The sequence below is a fragment of the Pseudomonas sp. GW822-FHT02E03 genome (assembly GCF_058802325.1).
Genome location: NZ_JBXAOA010000010.1, coordinates 71,525 through 92,323, shown reverse-complemented (window position 1 = coordinate 92,323; position 20,799 = coordinate 71,525). Strand labels below are relative to the sequence as shown.

The window sequence follows — 20,799 nt, the reverse complement described above, 5'->3', positions numbered from 1 at the left end:
ATGCAGATTAACCAGCCGGCAGAGACGCTACACTCCGGGTCTTGCGGTTGAATTCAACGGTTTCATCCTGCGGTACGAAAGGTGAAGTTGATCCGTTGTTCGCCCAACTGAGGGTGATAACCCTGCTTGATCGGCAATACGCCGTGATAACGCAAACGGTCGACGCCGCCCCAGACCACGATATCGCCGTGCAAAAGCGGCACGCGTTGGCTGTTGGCGCTGCGTTCGAAGCCACCGAACAGGAACGTCGCCGGCAACCCCAAGGACACCGAAACGATGGGAGCCGCGTAGGAATCTTCGTTTTTGTCCTGATGCAACGACATTCTGGCACCGGGAATATATCGGTTGATCAGGCAGGAATCCGGTACGAAATCCATAAAGCCTGCCTCTCGCGCCGCCGCTTGCGCCAGCTCGAAAAACACCTCGGGCATTTCAGGCCAAGGGTCGCCAGTCTGCGGATCATTGCGGGTGTATTGGTAGCCGCTGCGGTCAGTCGTCCAGCCCCAGGTGCCGCAACTGCTCAGTGCCACCGACATGGTAAAGCCGCCGGGCGTGACCATCTGCCGAAAGGGCGCGGCTGCCAGAACCGTCTCCAGTGCCGGCAGCAATCGCTCGAGCCAATGCAGGGCGAAGCCTCTAAGGACGTAGGATTGTTCGCCGATTTGCTCGCGCCTGGGTTGTTGCTCGGGTTCGGCGTCGGCAAACAGATCGAAGGTGATAGGGCTCATGGGGTCATAGCGCATCGTGAAAGATGATTCCAAGGGTATGCCGTTTTCCACTGTGCAGGCGACTCACGCCGTGACGCATCGTTACTCGGTAATAGTCGCGAACACCTTTTACCGGACGCTGATTCACGGCAAAAATCAGCGCGTCGCCTTTCTTCAGGTCGATGACTTGCGGGCGCGACTGCATCCGCGGACGTTGTTCAGTCAGCACAAACTCACCGCCGGTAAAGTCTTCCCCTGGTTCTGACAGAAGAATTGCCACTTGCAGCGGAAAGACGTGTTCGCCGTACAGGTCCTGATGCAAACAGTTGTAGTCCTGCGGCCCATATTGCAGCAACAAAGGTGTCGGGCGTTCCTGACCGGCGGCATGACAGCGCTGCAAAAACGCTTCGTGCGATTCGGGGAAACGGGTCGGCAGGCCCATGGACTCGTACCAGCGATTGGCGATTGGAACCAGTCGAGGGTAAAGCGCGCTACGCAACCGGGCTACCGGATCCGGCAACGGGTACTTGAAGTACTTGTATTCACCACGGCCAAAACCGTGGCGAGCCATCACCACTTTGGAGCGAAAGGGCTCGGGCCGGTCGTACAGCGCGCTTATTTCATCGCAGGTCTGATGGCCTAAAAACGACCGGATTAGCGCGCAGCCATCCTGATCGAGTTGCTGCGCAAGCGCGCCCCAGTCGAGGGCATCGTGGTGAATCGGGTCGGTAAACAAGGGTTCTGCCTCCTTGACCAAAAGGTCGAGGCGGTCAGTTTAGTGAGCGTTGCGGGAGTGGGCACTCCGGCGCTTGCGGTCGAATTCGAAAGGGGAGCAGACGTCCATGTTGTCGCTCCAGATCGCTTTACAGCGCTTTGCTCACGCTGATCTCGCTGATGACATCTTCAGTCTGGCCATGAATGACGTCGAGTGCGGCCTTGGCTTCTGCTTCCGTGCCGTTCTCCAGCTGGGCGAATTCAAAGCGGCGCTCGCCGTTGAGTTTGTATTTGATGACGTACTTGGTCGTCTGGGCCACGGTCATACCTGCCTGTTTGGGTGTGGGCTCAGCTCAGTTTCGAGCTGGAGCGGCGGATGATCTTGATCGAGTGCGTCAGGGTCGGTTTGCGGGTCACGCTGATCGGCCGGCGATTGACCGTGTCGATGGTGATGTTCCAGAAACCGGTGCTTGGCGCAGTGATGCGGGCCGGGAAGGTGTCGAATGCGCCGCCGTGGTAAGTATGACGGCCGCCATTCTTGAAGCTGCGAAAGTTGGCGTCGTTCATCAAGCGGATGTTGCACATTTGGGAGCACTGGATGACGACGATGTCGTCTTCGTTGAGGTGCTCGCGCTGGTGGATAAATTTCATGAGGCGCCTCCAGAAGGGCTTTTTCTACAAAATCAAAACGATAGCATGGGCGATTGGCGCAGTTTATCAGCCCGAACAGGTTATTATCCGGCTCTCGAGGTGCGCTTTGACAATTAAAAACAGTTATACGGAATTCTATGAGCGATAAAAGCAGTGAGCCTCGGAGAAAACCAGCATTTGTGCTGTCGGAAGGTCTTTATCGGAGGTTCTGTATGAAGTGGGGAGTTCTGGTCGGGCCGTTGGCGTTGGCAGTGGGTGGATGTGCGAGTGTCTCGGACATCAATGAGACACTGCCCACCATGAGCGTGATATCAGGCAAGAATCCCCATGAGTACGCCCAATGCCTGGTCGAAAAGCTCGCCGATAGCCGTGGAGCCCTGCAAGTCGAACCGCAAAAGGAAGGCGTGCGAGTTATCGTGCCGCAAAAGTTCTCGTCGGGGCCGGCCGCCGTATTTGAAATTGAAGACCGCTCTGGCGGCAGCAGCATCAAGCTGCATGAGCGCATCTCCAATGTGCCATTGCGCCCATGGGATGTACGCAATGCCGCCACCGCATGCATATCCGGCTGATAAACTACCCCCAGTCAGCATCGATGCCGTCAAAGTTGCACTTTGACGGCATTGTCATTTCTGGAGTCAAGCATGAAGCGAGAGCAGGTGCGGGAGCGCCATGCAGAGGGTCATATCTCTGCCACCCACGTGATTCAGAACCCGGCAAACCCGGGGGAGTGGATCGTGTTTTTCAAGAAAAGCGCCGGGCGCAGTTTTTTCCTGGTGGATGACAACGATGAAGTCGAATCCTTCAGTCGTCTCGACGATTTGATCGAGACCGTGCGCGGGCTCGGGATCAAATTCGCCGAAATTCATATGTAGGGCAGGGCGAGCCCTAATCCCGGTAAGTCAAGACACTGAACCTGTGGGAGCGAGGCTTGCCCGCGAAGAATACACCGCGGTTTCTCAGGTATTACGCGTCATCGTTCTTCGCGGGCAAGCCACGCTCCCACAGGATTTGCGTAGCTCAAGTTTCTTAACTTACCGGCATTGGGAGAGCTACTTGCAGACCACCACCACACTGCGGTTCTTGTAGTTGCCGATGTCCGCGCCCAAGGTCTTGTCGCTTTCCTGGGGCGAAGGTGTACCGTCGGTACCGACGATCCGATAACCGGTGCCAGCGCAAGAGGCATCGGCTTTTTCGTAGCAGGTGGCCCAGTCGTTGGCTTCCCCGGAGCAGTCGATGCTCAGGCCTTGTTCGCCATTTTTCAGGTAAGTGGTTTCGGACGTGGCGCAGCCGCTCAGGGCCAGGACTGCAATCAGTGGCAAAAATTTATTCATGTCGTGGTGGTCGTCGGTGATGGGGGCTAAAAGGCTGTGACAGCGGTGGCATCGAAAGATTGTAGCGAATGGCCACTTCTCTGCAGATAATCACAAAAAAGCCCTGCACAAAGGCAGGGCTGCGTCGTGTCAGGTTCAGCTCAAGGCTTGTCCTTGCCGCGCCGCTTGGGGCCTGCGGGTTGATCCTGCAACACCGATGCCACTTCAATCGCCAACGCTTCTGTAGGGAACGGCCCGGCAATATTTTCGCCGCCGACGCTGTCTACCCACCACTGGCCGTCTTTTGCCTGATTGATCAGGTACCCGTTAACACTTTTTGCTGCCGACATCTATCTGCCTCGTTGGCTGGTTCAATCGCGCAATGATAGCGCCAAATGCCCTCAACGGGTGCCTATGGTGTAGGGTGGGGCGGATTGTCTTTCGGATGATGACCGCGCAGATCTGCCGATCTCTGCTATCTATAAGAGGTTGTGCAATGTATCTGCGGAACTATCCATCAGAATATTTCTCTATGATGGCATCGGTTAGCCAGCGCGGGGCATTGTAAGGTGCACGCCGCCTGATTAGACTGCGCCGAAACTCGTACACACAGCCCTTTCAAGGACTTATATGATCAAGAAATGCTTGTTCCCAGCAGCCGGTTACGGTACTCGCTTCCTGCCAGCGACTAAAGCCATGCCCAAAGAAATGCTGCCGGTGGTAAACAAGCCACTGATCCAGTACGGCGTCGAAGAAGCACTGGACGCCGGGTTGACCGAAATCTCCATCGTCACCGGTCGTGGCAAGCGCGCTCTGGAAGACCACTTCGACATCAGCTACGAGCTGGAAAACCAGATCAAGGGCACTGACAAAGAGAAATACCTGGTCGGTATCCGCAAACTGCTCGACGAGTGCTCGTTCTCCTACACTCGCCAGACCGAAATGAAAGGCCTGGGCCATGCGATTCTGACTGGCCGTCCGCTGATCGGCGACGAACCGTTCGCCGTGGTACTGGCGGATGACTTGTGCGTAAACCTGGAAGGCGACGGCGTACTGACCCAGATGGTCAAGCTGTACAAGCAGTTCCGCTGCTCGATCGTTGCCATTCAGGAAGTCGACCCGCAAGAAACTCACAAGTACGGTGTGATTGCCGGTGAGATGATCCGCGACGACATCTACCGCGTTCACAGCATGGTTGAAAAACCAAAGCCTGAAGATGCGCCGTCGAACCTGGCGATCATCGGCCGCTACATCCTGACCCCGGACATCTTCGACCTGATCGAACAAACCGAGCCAGGCAAGGGCGGCGAAATCCAGATCACCGACGCCCTGATGAAGCAGGCACAAAACGGCTGCGTCATGGCCTACAAGTTCAAAGGCAAGCGTTTCGACTGCGGTGGCGCCGAAGGCTACATCGACGCGACCAACTTCTGCTTCGAGAACTTCTACAAGACTGGCAAGGCTTACTGATAGCGCTTGAGCTGCTTGTATTGAAAAGCCACCTTCGGGTGGCTTTTTCATTTTCCGGCCCCACATAGTTTGCAACGCTTGCCCAAAGGCCGCTCGCAGGTATGCTGGTGGCCTGCCGAGGAGATAGAAATGGCCTACGATTTTGACCTGTATGTGATTGGCGCCGGTTCCGGCGGTGTGCGGGCTGCGCGGTTTGCGGCCGGTTTTGGCGCGAAAGTTGCCGTGGCTGAGAGCCGTTATCTGGGCGGTACGTGTGTGAACGTCGGCTGCGTGCCGAAAAAATTGCTGGTCTACGGCGCGCACTTCGCCGAAGACTTCGAACAGTCGCAAGGCTTCGGTTGGACCCCGGGTGAGGCGAAGTTCGACTGGGCGACGCTGATCGCCAACAAGGATCGCGAGATCAATCGCCTGAACGGCATCTATCGCAATCTGCTGGTCAACAGCGGTGTGACCTTGCATGAAGGCCACGCGAAAATCGTCGATCCGCATACCGTCGAGTTCGATGGCAAACGCTACACCGCCAAAAACATCCTGATCGCTACCGGTGGCTGGCCGCAGATTCCTGAGATTCCGGGGCACGAGCATGCGATCAGTTCCAATCAGGCATTCTTCCTTAAAGAGCTGCCCAAGCGCGTTCTGGTGGTCGGTGGTGGTTACATTGCGGTGGAGTTTGCCGGGATTTTCCACGGGCTGGGTGCCGAGACCACGCTGCTGTATCGCGGTGATCTGTTCCTGCGTGGCTTCGACGGTGCGGTGCGCAAGCATTTGCAGGAAGAGCTGACCAAGCGCGGCATGAACCTGCAATTCAATGCCGATATCGAACGCATCGAAAAGCAAGCCGATGGCAGCCTGAAAGCCACGCTCAAGGACGGTCGTAAGCTGGAGGCGGATTGCGTGTTCTACGCCACCGGTCGGCGTCCGATGCTCGACAATCTGGGGTTGGAAAACACTGGCGTCAAACTCGACAAGAAAGGTTTTGTCGAGGTCGATGAGCAGTATCAAACCGCAGAGCCATCTATCCTGGCTCTGGGCGATGTGATCGGGCGAGTACAGCTCACGCCGGTCGCGCTCGCGGAAGGCATGGCCGTGGCGCGGCGTTTGTTCAAACCCGAGCAATATCGTCCGGTGGATTACAAGATGATCCCGACCGCCGTGTTCAGCTTGCCTAACATCGGCACTGTCGGCCTGACCGAAGAAGAGGCGCGGGAGGCCGGGCATGAGGTGGTGATCTTCGAAAGCCGTTTCCGGCCGATGAAGCTGACCCTGACTGAATGTCAGGAACGAACCTTGATGAAGCTGGTGGTGGACGCCAAGACCGACAAGGTCCTGGGCTGCCACATGGTAGGCCCGGAAGCCGGCGAGATCGTTCAGGGGTTGGCAATTGCCTTGAAGGCAGGCGCGACCAAACGTGACTTCGACGAAACCATCGGCGTGCATCCGACTGCCGCCGAAGAGTTCGTCACCATGCGTACGCCGGTCGCGAGTTAATCGTCCTTACGCGGCGCTGATGCGTCTGGCTCTGTCGCAACGACAGCGGCCAGGCGCACGCTTTCATCCAGGCTTGCCTGCAACTTGATCAGTTCAACTTCCAGCGCTTTATTGATGTGCGACTGCTCGTCGATGTTCTGCTTGAGTGACTGGCTTTCCAGCATGGCAATGCGCAAGCGTTCCTGGAGGAGGGTGCGTTCGCTGTCGATACGGTTGACCTGGTCCAGCAGCTGATCCTGCCGGCTATTGGTGTGCTTGAGTTGCTCTTGCGACAGGCTCAACTCTCGCAGCGTTCCGCGGTTTTCCGTCAGTAAGCGCTCGTTGTCGCGATGCAGTTGGGTGATTTCATCCTGGCGAACCAGTGCGCTTTGCTGGGCCTGGCGCAATTCCATTTGAATCTGCTGCACCTGACCTTCGTGGCGGCGCTGTTCCTGCTCGCGCTGGTCTTTGACGGCATTGCGGTAGTGTTCCAGCGCCTCACGAGCGTGCAGGTGCTTTTCTTCCAGCGAGCGAATCTGCTCATCCTTGTCTTGCAAGCGTAATTCGAAATCTGCCAGCGCCTGGTTCAATCCGGCATTGCGGGTTTGTTCGCTTTGCAGCATGGAGCGGGTGTCATGCAGTTCTGCCGATTCCTGGGTCAGTGCCAGACTTTGAATTTCGTATTGCTGGTGCAATTCGATATTGGCCTCACGGGCCTCGTGCAACTGGATATCCAGCTCTTTTCGTTGTTGCTCGAACTGTGCGCGTGCCTGGTCGATGGGTTCTTGCGCTTGCTCTTTCAGGCGTTGCGCCAGCCGCGACACCAGGCTTGTCAGCTCATCGTCGATAGGCTCGGAAGGTGCTTGTGCGGGCTCAGCGCCGTCATCGAGCTCCTTCATATAGCGATGGATTGTGGTTTTTGAACCGGTATTGCCCATCTCGATCCGCACCGCGTCGATGCTTGGGTGTTCGCCCCGAGCGAGGATTGCTGAGCGTGCCGCTTGCACCAGTGCTTTGTTTACGCCGCCACGTGCCATGTGTTCTCCTACGATTTGATACTGTGGTACGTACCACCAATATTCGCAATGTACCATGATATGAATAAAGTTGAAATTCTGTGATTCATCATGCGGGATATACTGGTATTACCCCGTGTGATGCGCTGTAATCCGGGTTTCACCCGCTACAGCGGTACGTTTTCGAGAACTGAGCCCATGACCGATCTGGATCGCTACCTGCAAGCCGCCACCCGCGACAACACCCGTCGCAGCTATCGCGCGGCCATCGAGCATTTCGAGGTCAGTTGGGGTGGGTTCCTGCCGGCGACCAGTGACAGCGTGGCGCGCTATCTGGTGGCTCATGCGGGCGTGCTGTCGATCAATACTTTGAAGTTACGTTTGTCCGCGTTGGCGCAGTGGCACAACAGTCAGGGTTTCGCCGATCCCACCAAGGCGCCCGTGGTGCGCAAAGTGTTCAAGGGCATTCGCGCGCTGCACCCGGCGCAGGAAAAACAGGCCGAGCCATTGCAGCTTCAGCATCTGGAGCATGTGGTGGCCTGGCTGGAGCAGGAAGCGCAAACCGCCAAGGCGCAGGGCGATCAACCGGGTTTGCTGCGGGCCAGACGCGACACGGCGCTGATTCTGCTGGGCTTTTGGCGCGGTTTCCGTAGCGATGAATTGTGTCGCGTGCAGATTGAGCATGTGCAGGCCAGCGCCGGCTCAGGCATTACCCTCTACTTGCCTCGCAGCAAGAGCGACCGCGAGAACCTCGGTCAGACGTACCAGACGCCAGCCTTGCAGCGTTTGTGTCCGGTGCAGGCCTATATCCAATGGATCACTGACGCCGCGTTGGTCCGCGGGCCGGTATTTCGGGGTATCGACCGCTGGGGCCATTTGAGCGAGGAGGGCTTGCACGCCAATAGCGTGATCCCGTTATTGCGTCAGGCGCTGGAGCGTGCCGGTATTCCGGCCGAGCACTACACCAGTCACTCCTTGCGGCGTGGATTTGCCACCTGGGCTCATCAGAGCGGTTGGGATTTGAAGTCGTTGATGAGTTACGTGGGCTGGAAGGATATGAAGTCCGCCATGCGCTATGTTGAATCCAGCCCGTTTATCGGGATGACCCGCATCGCTGAAAAGCCATTGGCGCTGTAGATCACGTTTTCTTCTATTAATACTGTCGGCTAATAGCGAAAACCAATCAGCAGCATCAGGTTTGCCAATGAGCCAGCCGGCGATCGACTGGGTAGGATTCACCCATCAACTTCTTAACCCCTGACGGAGAGTCATCGATGCCTATCATCAACAGCCAAGTTAAACCGTTCAAAGCTGACGCCTTTAAAAATGGCGACTTCGTAAAAGTGTCGGACGCTGACCTGAAAGGCAAGTGGTCTGTCGTGTTCTTCTACCCAGCTGACTTCACCTTCGTCTGCCCGACCGAACTGGAAGACCTGGCTGACAACTACGCCGAGTTCCAGAAGCTGGGCGTCGAAATCTACAGCGTTTCCACCGATACCCACTTTGCCCACGCTGCCTGGCACAACACTTCGCCAGCCATCGGCAAAATCCAGTACACCATGATCGGCGACCCGACTCATGTCATCTCCCGCAACTTCGACGTACTGATCGAAGAAGCTGGTCTGGCTGACCGTGGCACCTTCGTGATCAACCCTGAAGGCCAGGTCAAAATCGTTGAACTGAACGACGGCGGTGTAGGCCGTGATGCTTCCGAGCTGCTGCGCAAAATCAAGGCTGCTCAGTACGTTGCTGCTCACCCGGGCCAGGTTTGCCCAGCCAAGTGGAAAGAAGGCGAGGCCACTCTGGCTCCGTCCCTGGACCTGGTCGGCAAGATCTAAGTCTGTGACGCGCTTCATCAGGGCGGAACTCCGCACCTCCTAAGTAAGCTGCACCGCCCTCAAAAACGCCCGGGCGAGATTCGCTCGGGCGTTTTTTTTCGACACGAATAAAGGAAATCGCCCGTATGTTGGACGCCACTCTTAAAGCCCAGTTGAAATCGTACCTGGAACGGGTCACCCAGCCGATCGAGATCGTTGCATCCCTCGATGACGGTGCGAAATCCCAGGAAATGCTCGCATTACTCAAAGACGTTGCCAGTCTTTCCACCCAGATTACTTTGCTCGATAACGGTGACGACGCACGCAAACCATCGTTCTCGATCAATCGCCCAGGGGCCGATATCAGCCTGCGTTTCGCCGGTATCCCGATGGGCCACGAATTCACATCCTTGGTGCTGGCTCTGCTGCAAGTCGGCGGCCACCCCTCGAAGGCCAGTATCGAAGTGATCGAACAGATCCGCTCGCTCAAAGGCGAGTTCAACTTCGAGACGTATTTCTCGCTGTCCTGCCAGAACTGCCCGGACGTGGTCCAGGCGTTGAACCTGATGGCCGTGCTGAATCCGAACATTCGTCACGTCGCCATCGACGGCGCGCTGTTTCAGGCTGAAGTCGACGAGCGCCAGATCATGGCCGTCCCAAGCATCTACCTGAATGGCGTCAACTTCGGCCAGGGCCGCATGGGCCTGGAAGAGATCCTCGCCAAGATCGACACCCGCGGCATCGAGCGCCAGGCCGAGAAAATCAGCGCCAAAGAAGCCTTTGACGTACTGGTCGTCGGCGGTGGCCCGGCCGGTGCTTCGGCGGCGATCTACGCTGCTCGTAAAGGCATTCGCACCGGTGTGGCGGCGGAACGTTTTGGTGGTCAGGTGCTAGACACCATGGCCATCGAGAACTTCATCTCGGTGCAGGAAACCGAAGGGCCGAAACTGGCCGTGGCGCTGGAAGAACACGTCAAGCAGTACGACGTGGACATCATGAACCTGCAACGCGCCGACAAGCTTGTGCCAGGCAAAAATGGCGCGCTGCACGAAATCCATTTCGCCAGTGGTGCGTCCTTGAAAGCCAAGACCGTGATTTTGGCGACCGGCGCCCGGTGGCGTGAAATGAACGTTCCCGGTGAGCAGCAATACCGTAACAAGGGCGTGGCGTACTGCCCACACTGTGACGGTCCGCTGTTCAAAGGCAAGCGTGTGGCGGTGATTGGCGGCGGTAACTCCGGCGTCGAAGCGGCCATCGACCTGGCTGGTATCGTGTCCCACGTGACTCTGCTGGAGTTCGACGTACAACTGCGCGCCGATGCGGTATTGCAGCGCAAGTTGCACAGCCTGCCGAACGTTACGGTGATCACCAGTGCGCAAACCACTGAAGTGACTGGCGATGGTCAAAAGGTCAACGGCCTGCGCTACAAGGATCGTCAGTCGGACGAGTTGCGCACTGTCGAGCTGGAAGGAATCTTCGTGCAGATCGGTCTGTTGCCTAACACCGATTGGCTCAAAGGCACCATCGAGCTGTCGCCGCGTGGCGAGATCATCGTCGATGCCCGCGGTGAAACGTCGATGCCTGGCGTGTTTGCGGCCGGTGACGTGACCACCGTGCCGTATAAGCAGATCGTGATTGCGGTGGGCGAGGGCGCCAAGGCTTCCCTCAGTGCATTCGATCACTTGATCCGCACCTCGGCGCCTGCATAAACGCCGACGCCGAAAACACAAAACCCCATGAGTGATCATGGGGTTTTTTGTGTCTTGCACTGATCGTTCCTACGCTCTGCGTGGGAATGCAGCCCGGGACGCTCCGCGTCCCAAAGCGTGACGCAGAGCGTCACAGGAGGCGTTACCACGCAGAGCGTGGGAACGATCATTTCTGTGTGTGGCGCTTACAGCGGTGCCGGCTGAATGATCTCGACCCAGTAACCATCCGGGTCCTTGATGAAGGCCAGGCTCTTCATGCGGCCGTCGTTCAGGCGTTTCTGGAAATCGCAGCCCAGCGCTTCGAAGCGCTCGCACGCGGCACGAATGTCCGGTACCGAAATGCAGATATGGCCGAAGCCGCGTGGGTCGGTGTTGCCATTGTGGTAGGCGAAATCCGCGTCGTTCTCAGTGCCGTGGTTATGGGTCAGTTCGAGAATGCCGGGAATCGATTTCATCCACTCGGTGCGAGCCGCGGCATCGGCCGGGATCTGGTTTTTATCGACCAGCGCCAGGAAATACAGGCTGAACTCGGCTTCCGGAAAATCGCGTTTCTCCACCAGCGAGAAACCCAGGACGCGGGTGTAGAAATCCAGCGACTTGGTGATGTCCTTGACCCGCAGCATGGTGTGGTTGAAGACGAACTTCTGGGTGGCGGTGTCGGGTTGTGCAGTCACACCGGGAAATGTATTGAGTTCGTGCAGGCTCATGGGGCCCTCCAGAAAATCCAAGAATGGTCACAATGATACGCAAGGGCTCCGGCATCGCCAAACCAAAACCGCAGGCTTGCCTGACAGCCGGGTGAGGCTCAGACTTTACGGCTCAATTCGTGAGTGTTCATTGCAATGACCCGATTCTGTCAATCGATGTTCGTCCTGATGTGTCTGCTTTCAGGTGTTACCCCCGTTTATGCAGAAGCTCCGGTCGTGATTTGGCCAAGCGGATGGACTGTCGAGGCTATTTCGCAAGATGAGACTAAACCGCAGGTATCCCGGCAACGCGCGGTAAAAAACGATCAGGACGGTACGCCGGTGATGGTGATGGAGTTGACCATGACTCAGGTAGAAAGTGGTCATCAGGTGAACCTGGAAGGCGTGCTCCTGGAAATGCGCAAGTCGGTGCAAAAGGACTTTTTTCAGAGTGGGTATCAGAGCGTTTGCACTAAAATTCACCCGACTACCTTAAGCCGGCTATCGGCGCTGGAAACTACCTGCACGATTACGCAGAACGGTCGACATGTGCTGTCTCAAACATTGGTCGCTGCGGTTGACGCCGATAAGGCCTATGTTCTTTCTTATGCGGGGCAGGCAGAGGTTTATAAGGCAAGTCAGGACGACATAGCGGCGGCTCGAAACAGCTTGAAACTTTAGTTTAAGGTTTGCGTATCAGTAGATTTCAGCGTGTTCGGCATTTTTTAGATAGCCAAAGGGATTAAGCATAAAGTTCATCGGAATGTAACGAGTTGATCGGCGACTTTCGTTGCATTTAGACGCTGTCTATGAAAAAGCCCTGCATTGCAGGGCTTTTTTATGATCGCGAGTGCTTAGCCTCGCAGCCAGGAATCAACGGTGGCAGCACCGTATTGTTCCTTCCAGGCTTTCAGGCCGCGATGATTGCCGCCCTTGGTTTCAATCAGTTCACCGGTGTGCGGGTTCTGATACACCTTGACCACGCGAGCGCGGCGGGTTTTAGGCGCTGCTGCCTGCTGCAGGCCGGATTTTGCCGGGTTTGGATCGAGGATGGCGATGATGTCGCGCAAGCTCTTGCCGTAGGTTTTCATCAGCCCCTGGAGCTTTTCTTCGAATTCGATTTCTTTCTTGAGCCCGGCATCGTTCTTCAGCGATTCCAACTGCTTGAGCTGTTCTTGAAGGGCCTTTTCAGCTGCACGGAATTCAGCGAGTCTGGACAATATCTTTACTCCAATAGTGTGTTTGGCTGATACCAACCGCAAACAAAGCTATAAGCCAAGAGCCTTGAAGCGACTCGGTGATAATGGCACACCTGCCAGTTCTGCACAGGCATGAAAAATTGTAGTAGTTAATTGGCCAAGAGTAAATCCTGACTTTTTCTTCATGTAACAAGAGTAGTCTTTTGATTCAATTTGGTGCGCATCTTCATGGCTTCGCCCCTTAGAGCGGTTAGTTAACGATCACTTAATGCTCTAATGAAGTCTGCGCCGGGCATCGGCCGACCAAACAGATAACCTTGCAGGAAGTTCACGCCGTGGGCCGTCAGATAGTCACTCTGTTCTACGGTTTCCACGCCTTCGGCGACAATACCCAGATCGAGTTTGGCCGACAGTTCGATGATGCTGTCCAGAATGTGCCGGGACAGGGCGTCAACGCCAATCATGGAGACAAAGCTCTGATCGATTTTCAGAAAGTCCACATTGAACTGACGCAAATAACCCAGGCTTGAGTGACCCGTTCCGAAGTCATCGATCGCGATCATCACGCCCAACCCGTGAAGCTGCTCGAACAATTGCAGGGTGATGGCTGTCGGCTCGATGAGTTCGCGTTCGGTCAGCTCCAGCACCAGGTTGATGCTGCCCGGGGCGAAAGCGCTGAGGAATTCATGGCAGTCTTCGACCAGTTCCAGATCCCGGCAGTGACTGGCGGTAATGTTGATGCCAATGTGAAACGGCCTGTCGAACGAGGTCGACAGGGGAGCCAGCAATGCGCAGGTCTGTCGCATCAAGGAGCGAGTCATCGGCACGATCAGCCCGGAATGTTCGGCAAACGGGATGAACAGATCAGGGCGTACCAGGCCTTCTTTGGGATGTTTCCAGCGCATCAATACTTCGGCGCCGGACCACTGCTTATTGTCGCCGTGCACCACGGGCTGAAAATACGGAATGAACTCTGCTGCCTCCAGCGCCCGCTGCATTTCACGGCTCGGCGACGTCGAACGCTTCTGCAGGACATGCCCGATCGAACCTGATACCACACCGAAGAACATCAACAGACTGAACAACGGCGGGTACTCACTGCGCATGTAACGCCAGGTTTCTCCTTCGGGGAAACCGGCGGCCACCGTAAAGGCATATCGCGTAGACATCAGCGTGTTTTGCGCCACCGGAAAAATGGGCAGGGCGTCGTTGTGGACTTTGCCGTCGGCGGACAGCCAATTAGGGCCTACTTGCAGCAACAATAATGTTTTGCGACCGATCAGGCGCAGCACGTTACTCAGGTGATAACCGTCCAGCGTGGTCAATGCGCCCTGGTTTCCTTCATTCAGCCGATACACCAACAACGCGGTATTGGGCGTGACTGGATTGCCGTTCATGAGCCATAGCTTGCCTTGGGTGTAATCGCCGGGATTGATCTTTTCCTGATATTCACCGAACAACGAACTGCAATAGAGGGTGGTGTTCCATACAAGATTGGTCGAGCGCACGAACGGCCGGCGGGTGACTTGTTCACGCAGGGTCAGTTTGACATCGTTGCAATTCTGGCCGGCCAGAGGCAGTAGTTCTTGCGCCGCTAGTGCGGTGTTGTCGAGCATCAGCTCGAATTGGCGAATGGCTTCTTCGCCAGTCACTTCAGAACTTTGCTTGAGGGTACGTTCAGCCTGCAGATAGAGAATGGCGAACCCCAGCAAAACCGGGAGTAGCCCGCTCAGAACAGTCACAACGATCCGGGTGCCACGTTGACGGCGGTTTTTGACGTTCAATGGCATTCGCAAATCCATCGCGATAAAAGAGGGCTCTCAAAGGCTGGCTGGGCGACACGCCTCCCAGAAGAGTTCAGCGATAATAGTTGGCCGACAGCACTTATGCCGTTCAATGATCATTCAGGCTTGAAGCCAGTTTGATAAAGGCCTGCGTCGCAGGTGATGACTGACGCTGATCGAGCACCGCCAGCCCGACTTGGCGGCTGACCGGTGGCGACAGCGGTTTTTTCACGTAACGGTTGTCGTTGTGGTCAGGCAAAGAGCCTTCGGCGACAACGGTCAGGGCGTCGCCACGGCCGACGGTGTCCAGTGTGCTGAGCAACTGCGAACAGCGATAGCGAATGTTCGGCGTCAACCGCGCCGCATTAAACAGGCGCGACACCAGTTCCGAAGAGCCGGCTTCGGTCAGTACAAAAGGGTCGTGGCATAAATCGCTCAAGCTCAAACTGTCGCGACCGGCCAGCGCATGGTCGGCAGGCAGCAGCGCAACCATCTGGTCTTCGATTAGCCCAAAAGTGTCGAAACGCTCCAGGGGCAACACCACGAAGCCGATATCGATACGTCGCTCTTCCAGCCACTGGATCACTTGGCGATCCGGCCCTTCGTCGATGTGAACCTCGATGCCCGGGTGTGCGGCGCGGTAATGCTGCAGGATTTTCGGCAGCAGTTTGATCGATGAAGTCGGGCCGAACGAGCCGATGCGCAGGGTGCCGCGTTTCATTCCTCTAGCATCCGCCGCTTCCTGGCGCAACGTGTTAGCCAGCCCGAGCATCGCCCGAGCGCGTAGTAACAGCTGCTGGCCGATGTCACTCAGCTCGACCTGGGACTGATGCCGGCGCAGCAGTTCTACTCCCAGTTCCTGTTCCAGCGACTTGAGCGCGTGGGACACCGCGGATTGGGAAATCTCCAAACGATGGGCCGCCGCCGTGAAGCCGCGCAGCTCGGCCACCAGCGAGAAAATCTCGAGTTGAGTCAGGGTCATGAGTATTTACTCATTTTACGATGATAGGGCATTAGTCGAATGATACGGCATGTGCCGAGGCCAGTCGCAATCTGTAGCAGCTGGCGAAGCCTGCGTTCGGCTGCGAAGCAGTCGTGAATCCGGCTAATGCGGGCTGCCTGACGTGCCGCAGATCCCTGATCTTGCGACTACTGCGCAGCCGAACGCAGCCGAACGCAGCCTCGCGGGCTCGGCAGCTGCTACGGGTGCCTTTTGGCTTAACTGACTGGTTATGCCATGTACCCGATTTCTGATGGTGGAGACTTGATGACTACGTACGAACAGACACTTGCGAAAACTTCCGATGTACCGGTTTATCTGAAACTGGCTGCGGTCACCATGATCTGGGGCGGGACGTTCGTCGCCGGGCGATTTCTGGCCGACAGCCTCAGTCCGTTATTGGCCGCGAGCCTGCGGTTCTTGCTGGCGAGCGTGGCGTTGCTGCTGTTCCTGTTGCTGGCGCAGGTGCCTTTGGTGCGCCCCAGCCCTCGACAATGGCTACAACTGACGCTGCTGGGGTTCTTCGGCATCTTCTTCTACAACCTGTGCTTCTTCTACGGGCTGCATTACATCAACGCGTCACGGGCATCGTTGATCGTGGCGTTGAATCCGGCCGTGATCGGCCTGGCGTCGTGGCTGCTGTTCAAGGAACGACTGAGCCGGGCAAAAGTGACCGGTATTGCGATCTGCATAGCCGGAGCCAGCCTGGTGATCGTCAGCCGCAATCCGCAATTGCTGGCCGGTGGTACTGATGCCTGGATCGGCGATCTGTTGATCTTCGGCTGCGTGCTCGGCTGGGGCATTTATTCTCTGTTCTCCAAAGGCCTGAATCAAACGTTGGGGCCGGTGCAGACGGTGACGTACTCGATTTTGCTGGGCACGCTGATGCTTTGGGTGACCAGCGCCGTGCGTGGTGAGCTGAGTGTGGCGGCGCTGGCTGGCCTCGGCACGCAACAATGGTTGAGCCTGCTGTACCTGGGCGTACTGGGTTCGGCATTGGCCTATATTGGTTATTACGACGGTATCCGCAAAATCGGTGCGACGCGTTCGGGTGTGTTCATCGCCTTGAACCCGCTGACCGCCGTTCTGTTTGGCGCATTGTTGCTGGGCGAGCAATTGACACTGGTGATGTGCCTGGGCGGCGGGTTGATCCTGGCGGGGATTTTTCTGTGCAACAAACCGCTTGCGCACGCTACAAAAAGGGGGTTTTTATAAGAAGGCGGACAAACTGATTTACGCTGTGTAGAATCGGGTTACGCATATAAGAATAATCGTCTTCTGGCAGCAGAAGCCTCGCCCGCAAGAGCCTTGGGTCGACAATGAAGAGTTTTGGGTTTCAATTGATCTACGGTGACTTCCTCGCCCGCAGCGTGCGGGGCATCTCCTGCGCGCCGCCCGCCAGTCTCAGCATTGCTAGCAACTAACGATTCGTTAATTGATAAGAAATGATGAGGCGCCAAAATGGCAGATTTATACGAAAACCCAATGGGCCTGATGGGCTTTGAGTTCATCGAATTCGCATCGCCGACCCCGAACACCCTGGAGCCGATCTTCCAGATCATGGGCTTCACCAAGGTCGCGACCCACCGTTCCAAAGACGTGCACCTGTATCGCCAGGGCCAGATCAACCTGATCCTCAACAACGAACCCAACAGCGTGGCGTCGTACTTCGCGGCCGAGCATGGCCCGTCGGTGTGCGGCATGGCGTTCCGCGTCAAGGATTCGCAAAAGGCCTACAAGCGTGCCCTGGAACTCGGCGCCCAACCGATCCACATCGAAACCGGTCCGATGGAACTGCATCTGCCGGCGATCAAAGGCATTGGCGGCGCGCCGCTGTACCTGATCGACCGTTTCGGTGAAGGCAGTTCGATCTATGACATCGACTTCGTGTTCATCGAAGGCGTTGACCGCAACCCGGTCGGGGCCGGCCTGAAGATTATCGATCACCTGACCCACAACGTGTATCGCGGGCGCATGGCCTACTGGGCCAATTTCTACGAGAAGCTGTTCAACTTCCGTGAAATCCGTTACTTCGACATCAAAGGCGAATACACCGGCCTGACCTCCAAGGCCATGACCGCGCCGGACGGCATGATCCGTATCCCGCTGAACGAAGAGTCCTCCAAGGGCGCCGGGCAGATCGAAGAGTTCCTGATGCAGTTCAACGGGGAGGGCATCCAGCACGTGGCCTTCCTCAGCGATGACCTGATCAAGACCTGGGATCACTTGAAAAGTATCGGCATGCGCTTCATGACGCCGCCGCCGGACACCTACTACGAAATGCTCGAAGGCCGTTTGCCGAACCACGGCGAGCCGGTCAACGAATTGCAAGCGCGGGGCATTTTGCTGGACGGTTCATCCGAGTCGGGCGACAAGCGTCTGCTGTTGCAGATCTTCTCGGAAACCCTGATGGGCCCGGTGTTCTTTGAATTCATCCAGCGTAAAGGCGACGATGGCTTCGGCGAAGGCAACTTCAAGGCACTGTTCGAATCCATCGAGCGTGACCAGGTTCGTCGGGGTGTGCTCTCTACCGATTAACCCGGTTCAGGCGTGAAAAAGCCCGGTCAGCAGCAATGCTGGCCGGGCTTTTTATTGGCTGACGTAAATCCAATGTGGGAGCGGGCTTGCTCGCGAAGAGGGAGTGCCAGTCGACATTGACGTTGCCTGACACACCGCCTTCGCGGGCAAGCCTCGCTCCTACAATTACATCGGCCGGCGTCGTTGCCGGACCAGATGCTTGAACCCTTCAAACACCAACACCAACACCGCCAACCAGATCGGAATATAGGTCAGCCATTCGCCGGCCTTGATACTTTCCCCCAGCAGCAACGCAACGCCGAGCAACAGCACCGGCTCGACGTAACTCAACAACCCGAACAGGCTGAACGGCAGCAGCCGACTGGCAATGATGTAGACCACCAGCGCCGAAGCACTTATCACTCCGAGTATCGGGATCAACAGCGACAGCCACGGATGTTGATCAAACACGCCGAAACCTTGCTCGCCGCCCTGCACGAACCAGAACGCCACTGGCAGCATCAACGCCATGTCCAGCCAGAGCCCGCCAAGGTTGTCCGTGGCCAGGCGCTTGCGCAGGATGAAATAGATGGGATAACCGACCACCACCAGCAAGGTCGCCCAGGAAAAACCGCCGACCTGATACAACTCGTTGAGCACGCCGAGGCTGGCGAAGAACACGGCTATTTTCTGCAGATAGGAAAGTCGCTCGCCATAGACGATTCGCCCGGTCAGGACCATGGACAGCGGCAACAGGAAATACCCCAGCGACACGTCGAGGCTATAACCGTTGAGCGGTGCCCACATGAACAACCAGAGTTGCAGACCCAGCAGCACTGCGGAGCCAATCAGGCCGACAATCAGCTTCGGCTTGCCAGCCAGCCGCCGAACAATCTCGACCACGCGCTTCCATTCACCGGACACCACCATGAATACCGTCATGCACGGCGCGGTCAGCAGCATCCGCCAACCGAAGATTTCTACGCCGCTCAAGGGGGAGAGCAGCGATGTGTAGTAATACATGACGGCAAACAGCATCGAGGCTGTAACCGATAGAGCGATACCTTTAGACAAGCTGTCCTCGCGGGTTGAAGGTCAAACGGGGCGCGCAGGATACGTGGTTTTTGTGTTGAATATTGGGCGAGTGATCAATATTTACCACATCCTGGCTGATCCTCAGCCAAAGCATAGTCAGCAGGTCGACACTCAACCTGTGGGAGCAGGGTCATACACACTATTTGCGGTCGACACAGAACCCTGTGAGAGCGGGCTTGCTCGCGAAAGCGGTCTACCGGCCAACATCAATGCTGAATGTGAAACCGTCTTCGTGAGCAAGCCCACTCCCACATTAGGCCGTGATCGCCAACAGATCTTGTGATTGACACAAAACCCTGTGGGAGCGGGCTTGCCCGCGATAAATCTCAAGCCGTATGCGGTTTACGCCCCGGTACAAAGTGGCTCACGTCATTGAACCCCGGCGTCGACGCGTGACCCGGTGTCACCAGCGAATCAATAAACGCCTCGTCCTCAGCCGTGATCTTCACCGCCTGTGCCTTGGTGTACGCATCCCACTGTTCCTCAGTGCGAGGCCCGACGATGGCCGAAGTCACAGCGCCATTGTTCAGTACCCAGGCAATCGCGAACTCGACGATGCCCACGCCACGGCCCTGCGTGTATTCCTGGATCTGTTGGGCAATGCGTAATGACTCCACCCGCCATTCGGTTTCCAGAATGCGTTTGTCCTGACGGCCCGCGCGGCTGTTGGCGTCCGGTGTCACGTCGGGCGCGTACTTGCCGCTGAGCACACCACGCGCAAGAGGACTGTATGGCACCACACCGAGGCCATAGTTTTGTGCAGCAGTGATCTGCTCGGTTTCCGCCTGACGGTTGACGATGTTGTACAGCGGTTGGCTGATGACCGGCCTGTCGACACCGAGTTTGTCGGCGATGCGGATGACTTCGGCAATGCGCCATCCACGGTAGTTCGACAGGCCCCAGTAGCGGATCTTGCCCTGGCGGATCAAATCGCCAATGGCTGACACCGTGACCTCCAGCGGCGTGTTGTGGTCTTCGCGGTGCAGGTAATAGATGTCCAGATAATCGGTGCCCAACCGCGTCAGGCTGGCGTCGATGCCATTGAACAGGTGCTTGCGGCTCAGGCCGCTGCGGTTCGGCATACCGTCCACCGGTCCGAAGCCGACCTTGGTGGCCAATACCCATTCCTGCCGCCGACTGGCGATCGCTTCGCCAACGATCTCTTCGGAACGGCCGTTGGTGTACACGTCCGCAGTGTCGATGAAGTTGATGCCCTGGTCCCAGGCCTTGTCGATGATTCGCAGGGAATCTTCGGTGCTGGTCTGTTCGCCGAACATCATGGTGCCCAATGTGAGGGTCGACACCTGTAAACCCGAATGACCCAGCGTGCGATAGCTCATGACGAAATCCTTTTACCGGTCAGAAAGCCCTAATCAAATACCAGAACCGTGACTGGGAGCAATCGGAATTATTAGGCCAGATCACCCGTGGCGAGGGGGGCTTGCCCCCGTTGGGGCGCGAAGCGACCCCGGCATTTCAAAGTTGAACCTTTACGACTGCTTCGCAGCCGAACGGGGTGATGCGGCACTCCGACAAGCCCCCTCGCCACAACAGCCCCTCGCCACAAAAGCATGCAAAGCAAAAAGATCGCAGGCTGCGCCAGTTCCTACTGGGTGTACATCATCCCCGTGTAGGAGCTGGCGCAGCCTGCGATCTT

General features: G+C 56.9%; 23 protein-coding genes. 10 read left to right on the top strand and 13 right to left on the bottom strand.

From position 1 onward, the window contains the following. Nucleotides 1-62: 62 nt before the first annotated feature. The 4 genes from alkB to AC1RQB_RS10470 form a co-directional block, all read right to left on the bottom strand. Nucleotides 63-743, bottom strand: a complete 681-nt coding sequence (gene alkB / locus AC1RQB_RS10485; RefSeq protein WP_063343755.1) for a DNA oxidative demethylase AlkB — start codon at nucleotides 741-743, stop codon at nucleotides 63-65. After that, nucleotides 733-1,443 carry a 2OG-Fe(II) oxygenase gene (locus AC1RQB_RS10480; RefSeq protein ID WP_063343754.1) on the bottom strand — a complete coding sequence of 237 codons (711 nt, stop codon included), beginning with the start codon at nucleotides 1,441-1,443 and terminating at the stop codon, nucleotides 733-735. Before AC1RQB_RS10480 ends, alkB begins: the two co-directional genes overlap by 11 nt. Before the next feature lie 127 nt (nucleotides 1,444-1,570). Then, nucleotides 1,571-1,741 (bottom strand): hypothetical protein, encoded by a 171-nt coding sequence (locus tag AC1RQB_RS10475; RefSeq protein WP_162130638.1) that lies wholly within the window; start codon nucleotides 1,739-1,741, stop codon nucleotides 1,571-1,573. A 28-nt stretch (nucleotides 1,742-1,769) separates the two neighbouring features. Beyond that, nucleotides 1,770-2,072 (bottom strand): DUF1883 domain-containing protein, encoded by a 303-nt coding sequence (locus tag AC1RQB_RS10470; protein ID WP_007900033.1) that lies wholly within the window; start codon nucleotides 2,070-2,072, stop codon nucleotides 1,770-1,772. 212 nt (nucleotides 2,073-2,284) lie between these two features. Here AC1RQB_RS10470 and AC1RQB_RS10465 point away from each other — a divergent pair, with 212 nt between their 5' ends. Together AC1RQB_RS10465 and AC1RQB_RS10460 are read left to right on the top strand one after the other, a co-directional pair. Beyond that, nucleotides 2,285-2,641 (top strand): hypothetical protein, encoded by a 357-nt coding sequence (locus AC1RQB_RS10465; RefSeq protein ID WP_008075420.1) that lies wholly within the window; start codon nucleotides 2,285-2,287, stop codon nucleotides 2,639-2,641. 72 nt (nucleotides 2,642-2,713) lie between these two features. Further along, entirely contained in the window at nucleotides 2,714-2,944 is a 231-nt protein-coding gene (locus tag AC1RQB_RS10460; RefSeq protein WP_007935641.1) for a hypothetical protein, read from the top strand. Nucleotides 2,945-3,121: 177 nt separating this feature from the next. Here the strand turns inward: AC1RQB_RS10460 and AC1RQB_RS10455 are convergent, their stop codons facing one another. Together AC1RQB_RS10455 and AC1RQB_RS10450 are read right to left on the bottom strand one after the other, a co-directional pair. Next, nucleotides 3,122-3,403: a hypothetical protein gene (locus AC1RQB_RS10455; RefSeq protein WP_063343753.1), complete on the bottom strand. Its 282-nt coding sequence runs from the start codon at nucleotides 3,401-3,403 to the stop codon at nucleotides 3,122-3,124. A 140-nt stretch (nucleotides 3,404-3,543) separates the two neighbouring features. Next, nucleotides 3,544-3,732, bottom strand: coding sequence for a hypothetical protein (locus AC1RQB_RS10450; protein ID WP_007900038.1), 189 nt, complete (start codon nucleotides 3,730-3,732; stop codon nucleotides 3,544-3,546). A gap of 280 nt (nucleotides 3,733-4,012) precedes the next feature. Here AC1RQB_RS10450 and galU point away from each other — a divergent pair, with 280 nt between their 5' ends. Both galU and gorA read left to right on the top strand, forming a co-directional pair. Beyond that, nucleotides 4,013-4,852, top strand: coding sequence for a UTP--glucose-1-phosphate uridylyltransferase GalU (gene galU, locus AC1RQB_RS10445; RefSeq protein ID WP_007900040.1), 840 nt, complete (start codon nucleotides 4,013-4,015; stop codon nucleotides 4,850-4,852). A 129-nt stretch (nucleotides 4,853-4,981) separates the two neighbouring features. Continuing rightward, nucleotides 4,982-6,340, top strand: coding sequence for a glutathione-disulfide reductase (gorA, locus tag AC1RQB_RS10440; protein ID WP_063343752.1), 1,359 nt, complete (start codon nucleotides 4,982-4,984; stop codon nucleotides 6,338-6,340). Here gorA and AC1RQB_RS10435 read toward each other — a convergent pair. Then, nucleotides 6,337-7,356 (bottom strand): DNA-binding protein, encoded by a 1,020-nt coding sequence (locus tag AC1RQB_RS10435; protein WP_063343751.1) that lies wholly within the window; start codon nucleotides 7,354-7,356, stop codon nucleotides 6,337-6,339. The genes gorA and AC1RQB_RS10435 overlap by 4 nt on opposite strands. A gap of 177 nt (nucleotides 7,357-7,533) precedes the next feature. Here AC1RQB_RS10435 and AC1RQB_RS10430 point away from each other — a divergent pair, with 177 nt between their 5' ends. The 3 genes from AC1RQB_RS10430 (at nucleotide 7,534) to ahpF (ending at nucleotide 10,861) form a co-directional block, all read left to right on the top strand. After that, nucleotides 7,534-8,472 carry a site-specific integrase gene (locus tag AC1RQB_RS10430; protein WP_063343750.1) on the top strand — a complete coding sequence of 313 codons (939 nt, stop codon included), beginning with the start codon at nucleotides 7,534-7,536 and terminating at the stop codon, nucleotides 8,470-8,472. Between the two features lie 137 nt (nucleotides 8,473-8,609). Further along, nucleotides 8,610-9,173, top strand: a complete 564-nt coding sequence (ahpC, locus tag AC1RQB_RS10425; RefSeq protein ID WP_063343749.1) for an alkyl hydroperoxide reductase subunit C — start codon at nucleotides 8,610-8,612, stop codon at nucleotides 9,171-9,173. A gap of 125 nt (nucleotides 9,174-9,298) precedes the next feature. After that, on the top strand, nucleotides 9,299-10,861 hold the full coding sequence (gene ahpF, locus AC1RQB_RS10420; protein ID WP_063343748.1) for an alkyl hydroperoxide reductase subunit F: 1,563 nt from the start codon (nucleotides 9,299-9,301) through the stop codon (nucleotides 10,859-10,861). Nucleotides 10,862-11,046: 185 nt separating this feature from the next. Here ahpF and gloA read toward each other — a convergent pair whose 3' ends face one another. After that, on the bottom strand, nucleotides 11,047-11,568 hold the full coding sequence (gloA, locus tag AC1RQB_RS10415; RefSeq protein ID WP_063343747.1) for a lactoylglutathione lyase: 522 nt from the start codon (nucleotides 11,566-11,568) through the stop codon (nucleotides 11,047-11,049). A gap of 156 nt (nucleotides 11,569-11,724) precedes the next feature. On the opposite strand from gloA, the gene AC1RQB_RS10410 reads away from it, so the two are divergent. Further along, a complete protein-coding gene (locus AC1RQB_RS10410) occupies nucleotides 11,725-12,228 on the top strand; it encodes a DUF4946 domain-containing protein (RefSeq protein ID WP_404943006.1) in 504 nt (167 codons plus the stop codon). A gap of 173 nt (nucleotides 12,229-12,401) precedes the next feature. On the opposite strand, the gene AC1RQB_RS10405 is transcribed toward AC1RQB_RS10410, so the two are convergent. The 3 genes from AC1RQB_RS10405 to AC1RQB_RS10395 form a co-directional block, all read right to left on the bottom strand. Then, nucleotides 12,402-12,767 (bottom strand): histone-like nucleoid-structuring protein, MvaT/MvaU family, encoded by a 366-nt coding sequence (locus AC1RQB_RS10405; RefSeq protein ID WP_008075430.1) that lies wholly within the window; start codon nucleotides 12,765-12,767, stop codon nucleotides 12,402-12,404. Nucleotides 12,768-13,000: 233 nt separating this feature from the next. Beyond that, a complete protein-coding gene (locus AC1RQB_RS10400) occupies nucleotides 13,001-14,536 on the bottom strand; it encodes an EAL domain-containing protein (protein WP_063343745.1) in 1,536 nt (511 codons plus the stop codon). A 103-nt stretch (nucleotides 14,537-14,639) separates the two neighbouring features. Beyond that, nucleotides 14,640-15,512, bottom strand: coding sequence for a LysR family transcriptional regulator (locus AC1RQB_RS10395; protein ID WP_063343744.1), 873 nt, complete (start codon nucleotides 15,510-15,512; stop codon nucleotides 14,640-14,642). A gap of 285 nt (nucleotides 15,513-15,797) precedes the next feature. Between AC1RQB_RS10395 and AC1RQB_RS10390 the strand changes: the two genes are divergently transcribed. Next, complete coding sequence (locus AC1RQB_RS10390) at nucleotides 15,798-16,745, top strand: DMT family transporter (protein WP_063343743.1); 948 nt, start codon at nucleotides 15,798-15,800, stop codon at nucleotides 16,743-16,745. Between the two features lie 246 nt (nucleotides 16,746-16,991). Next, nucleotides 16,992-18,068, top strand: coding sequence for a 4-hydroxyphenylpyruvate dioxygenase (gene hppD, locus AC1RQB_RS10385; protein WP_063343742.1), 1,077 nt, complete (start codon nucleotides 16,992-16,994; stop codon nucleotides 18,066-18,068). 165 nt (nucleotides 18,069-18,233) lie between these two features. On the opposite strand, the gene rarD is transcribed toward hppD, so the two are convergent. Both rarD and AC1RQB_RS10375 read right to left on the bottom strand, forming a co-directional pair. Beyond that, complete coding sequence (gene rarD, locus AC1RQB_RS10380; RefSeq protein ID WP_063343741.1) at nucleotides 18,234-19,121, bottom strand: EamA family transporter RarD; 888 nt, start codon at nucleotides 19,119-19,121, stop codon at nucleotides 18,234-18,236. A 347-nt stretch (nucleotides 19,122-19,468) separates the two neighbouring features. After that, a complete protein-coding gene (locus tag AC1RQB_RS10375; RefSeq protein ID WP_063343740.1) occupies nucleotides 19,469-20,482 on the bottom strand; it encodes an aldo/keto reductase in 1,014 nt (337 codons plus the stop codon). Nucleotides 20,483-20,799 lie beyond the last annotated feature (317 nt).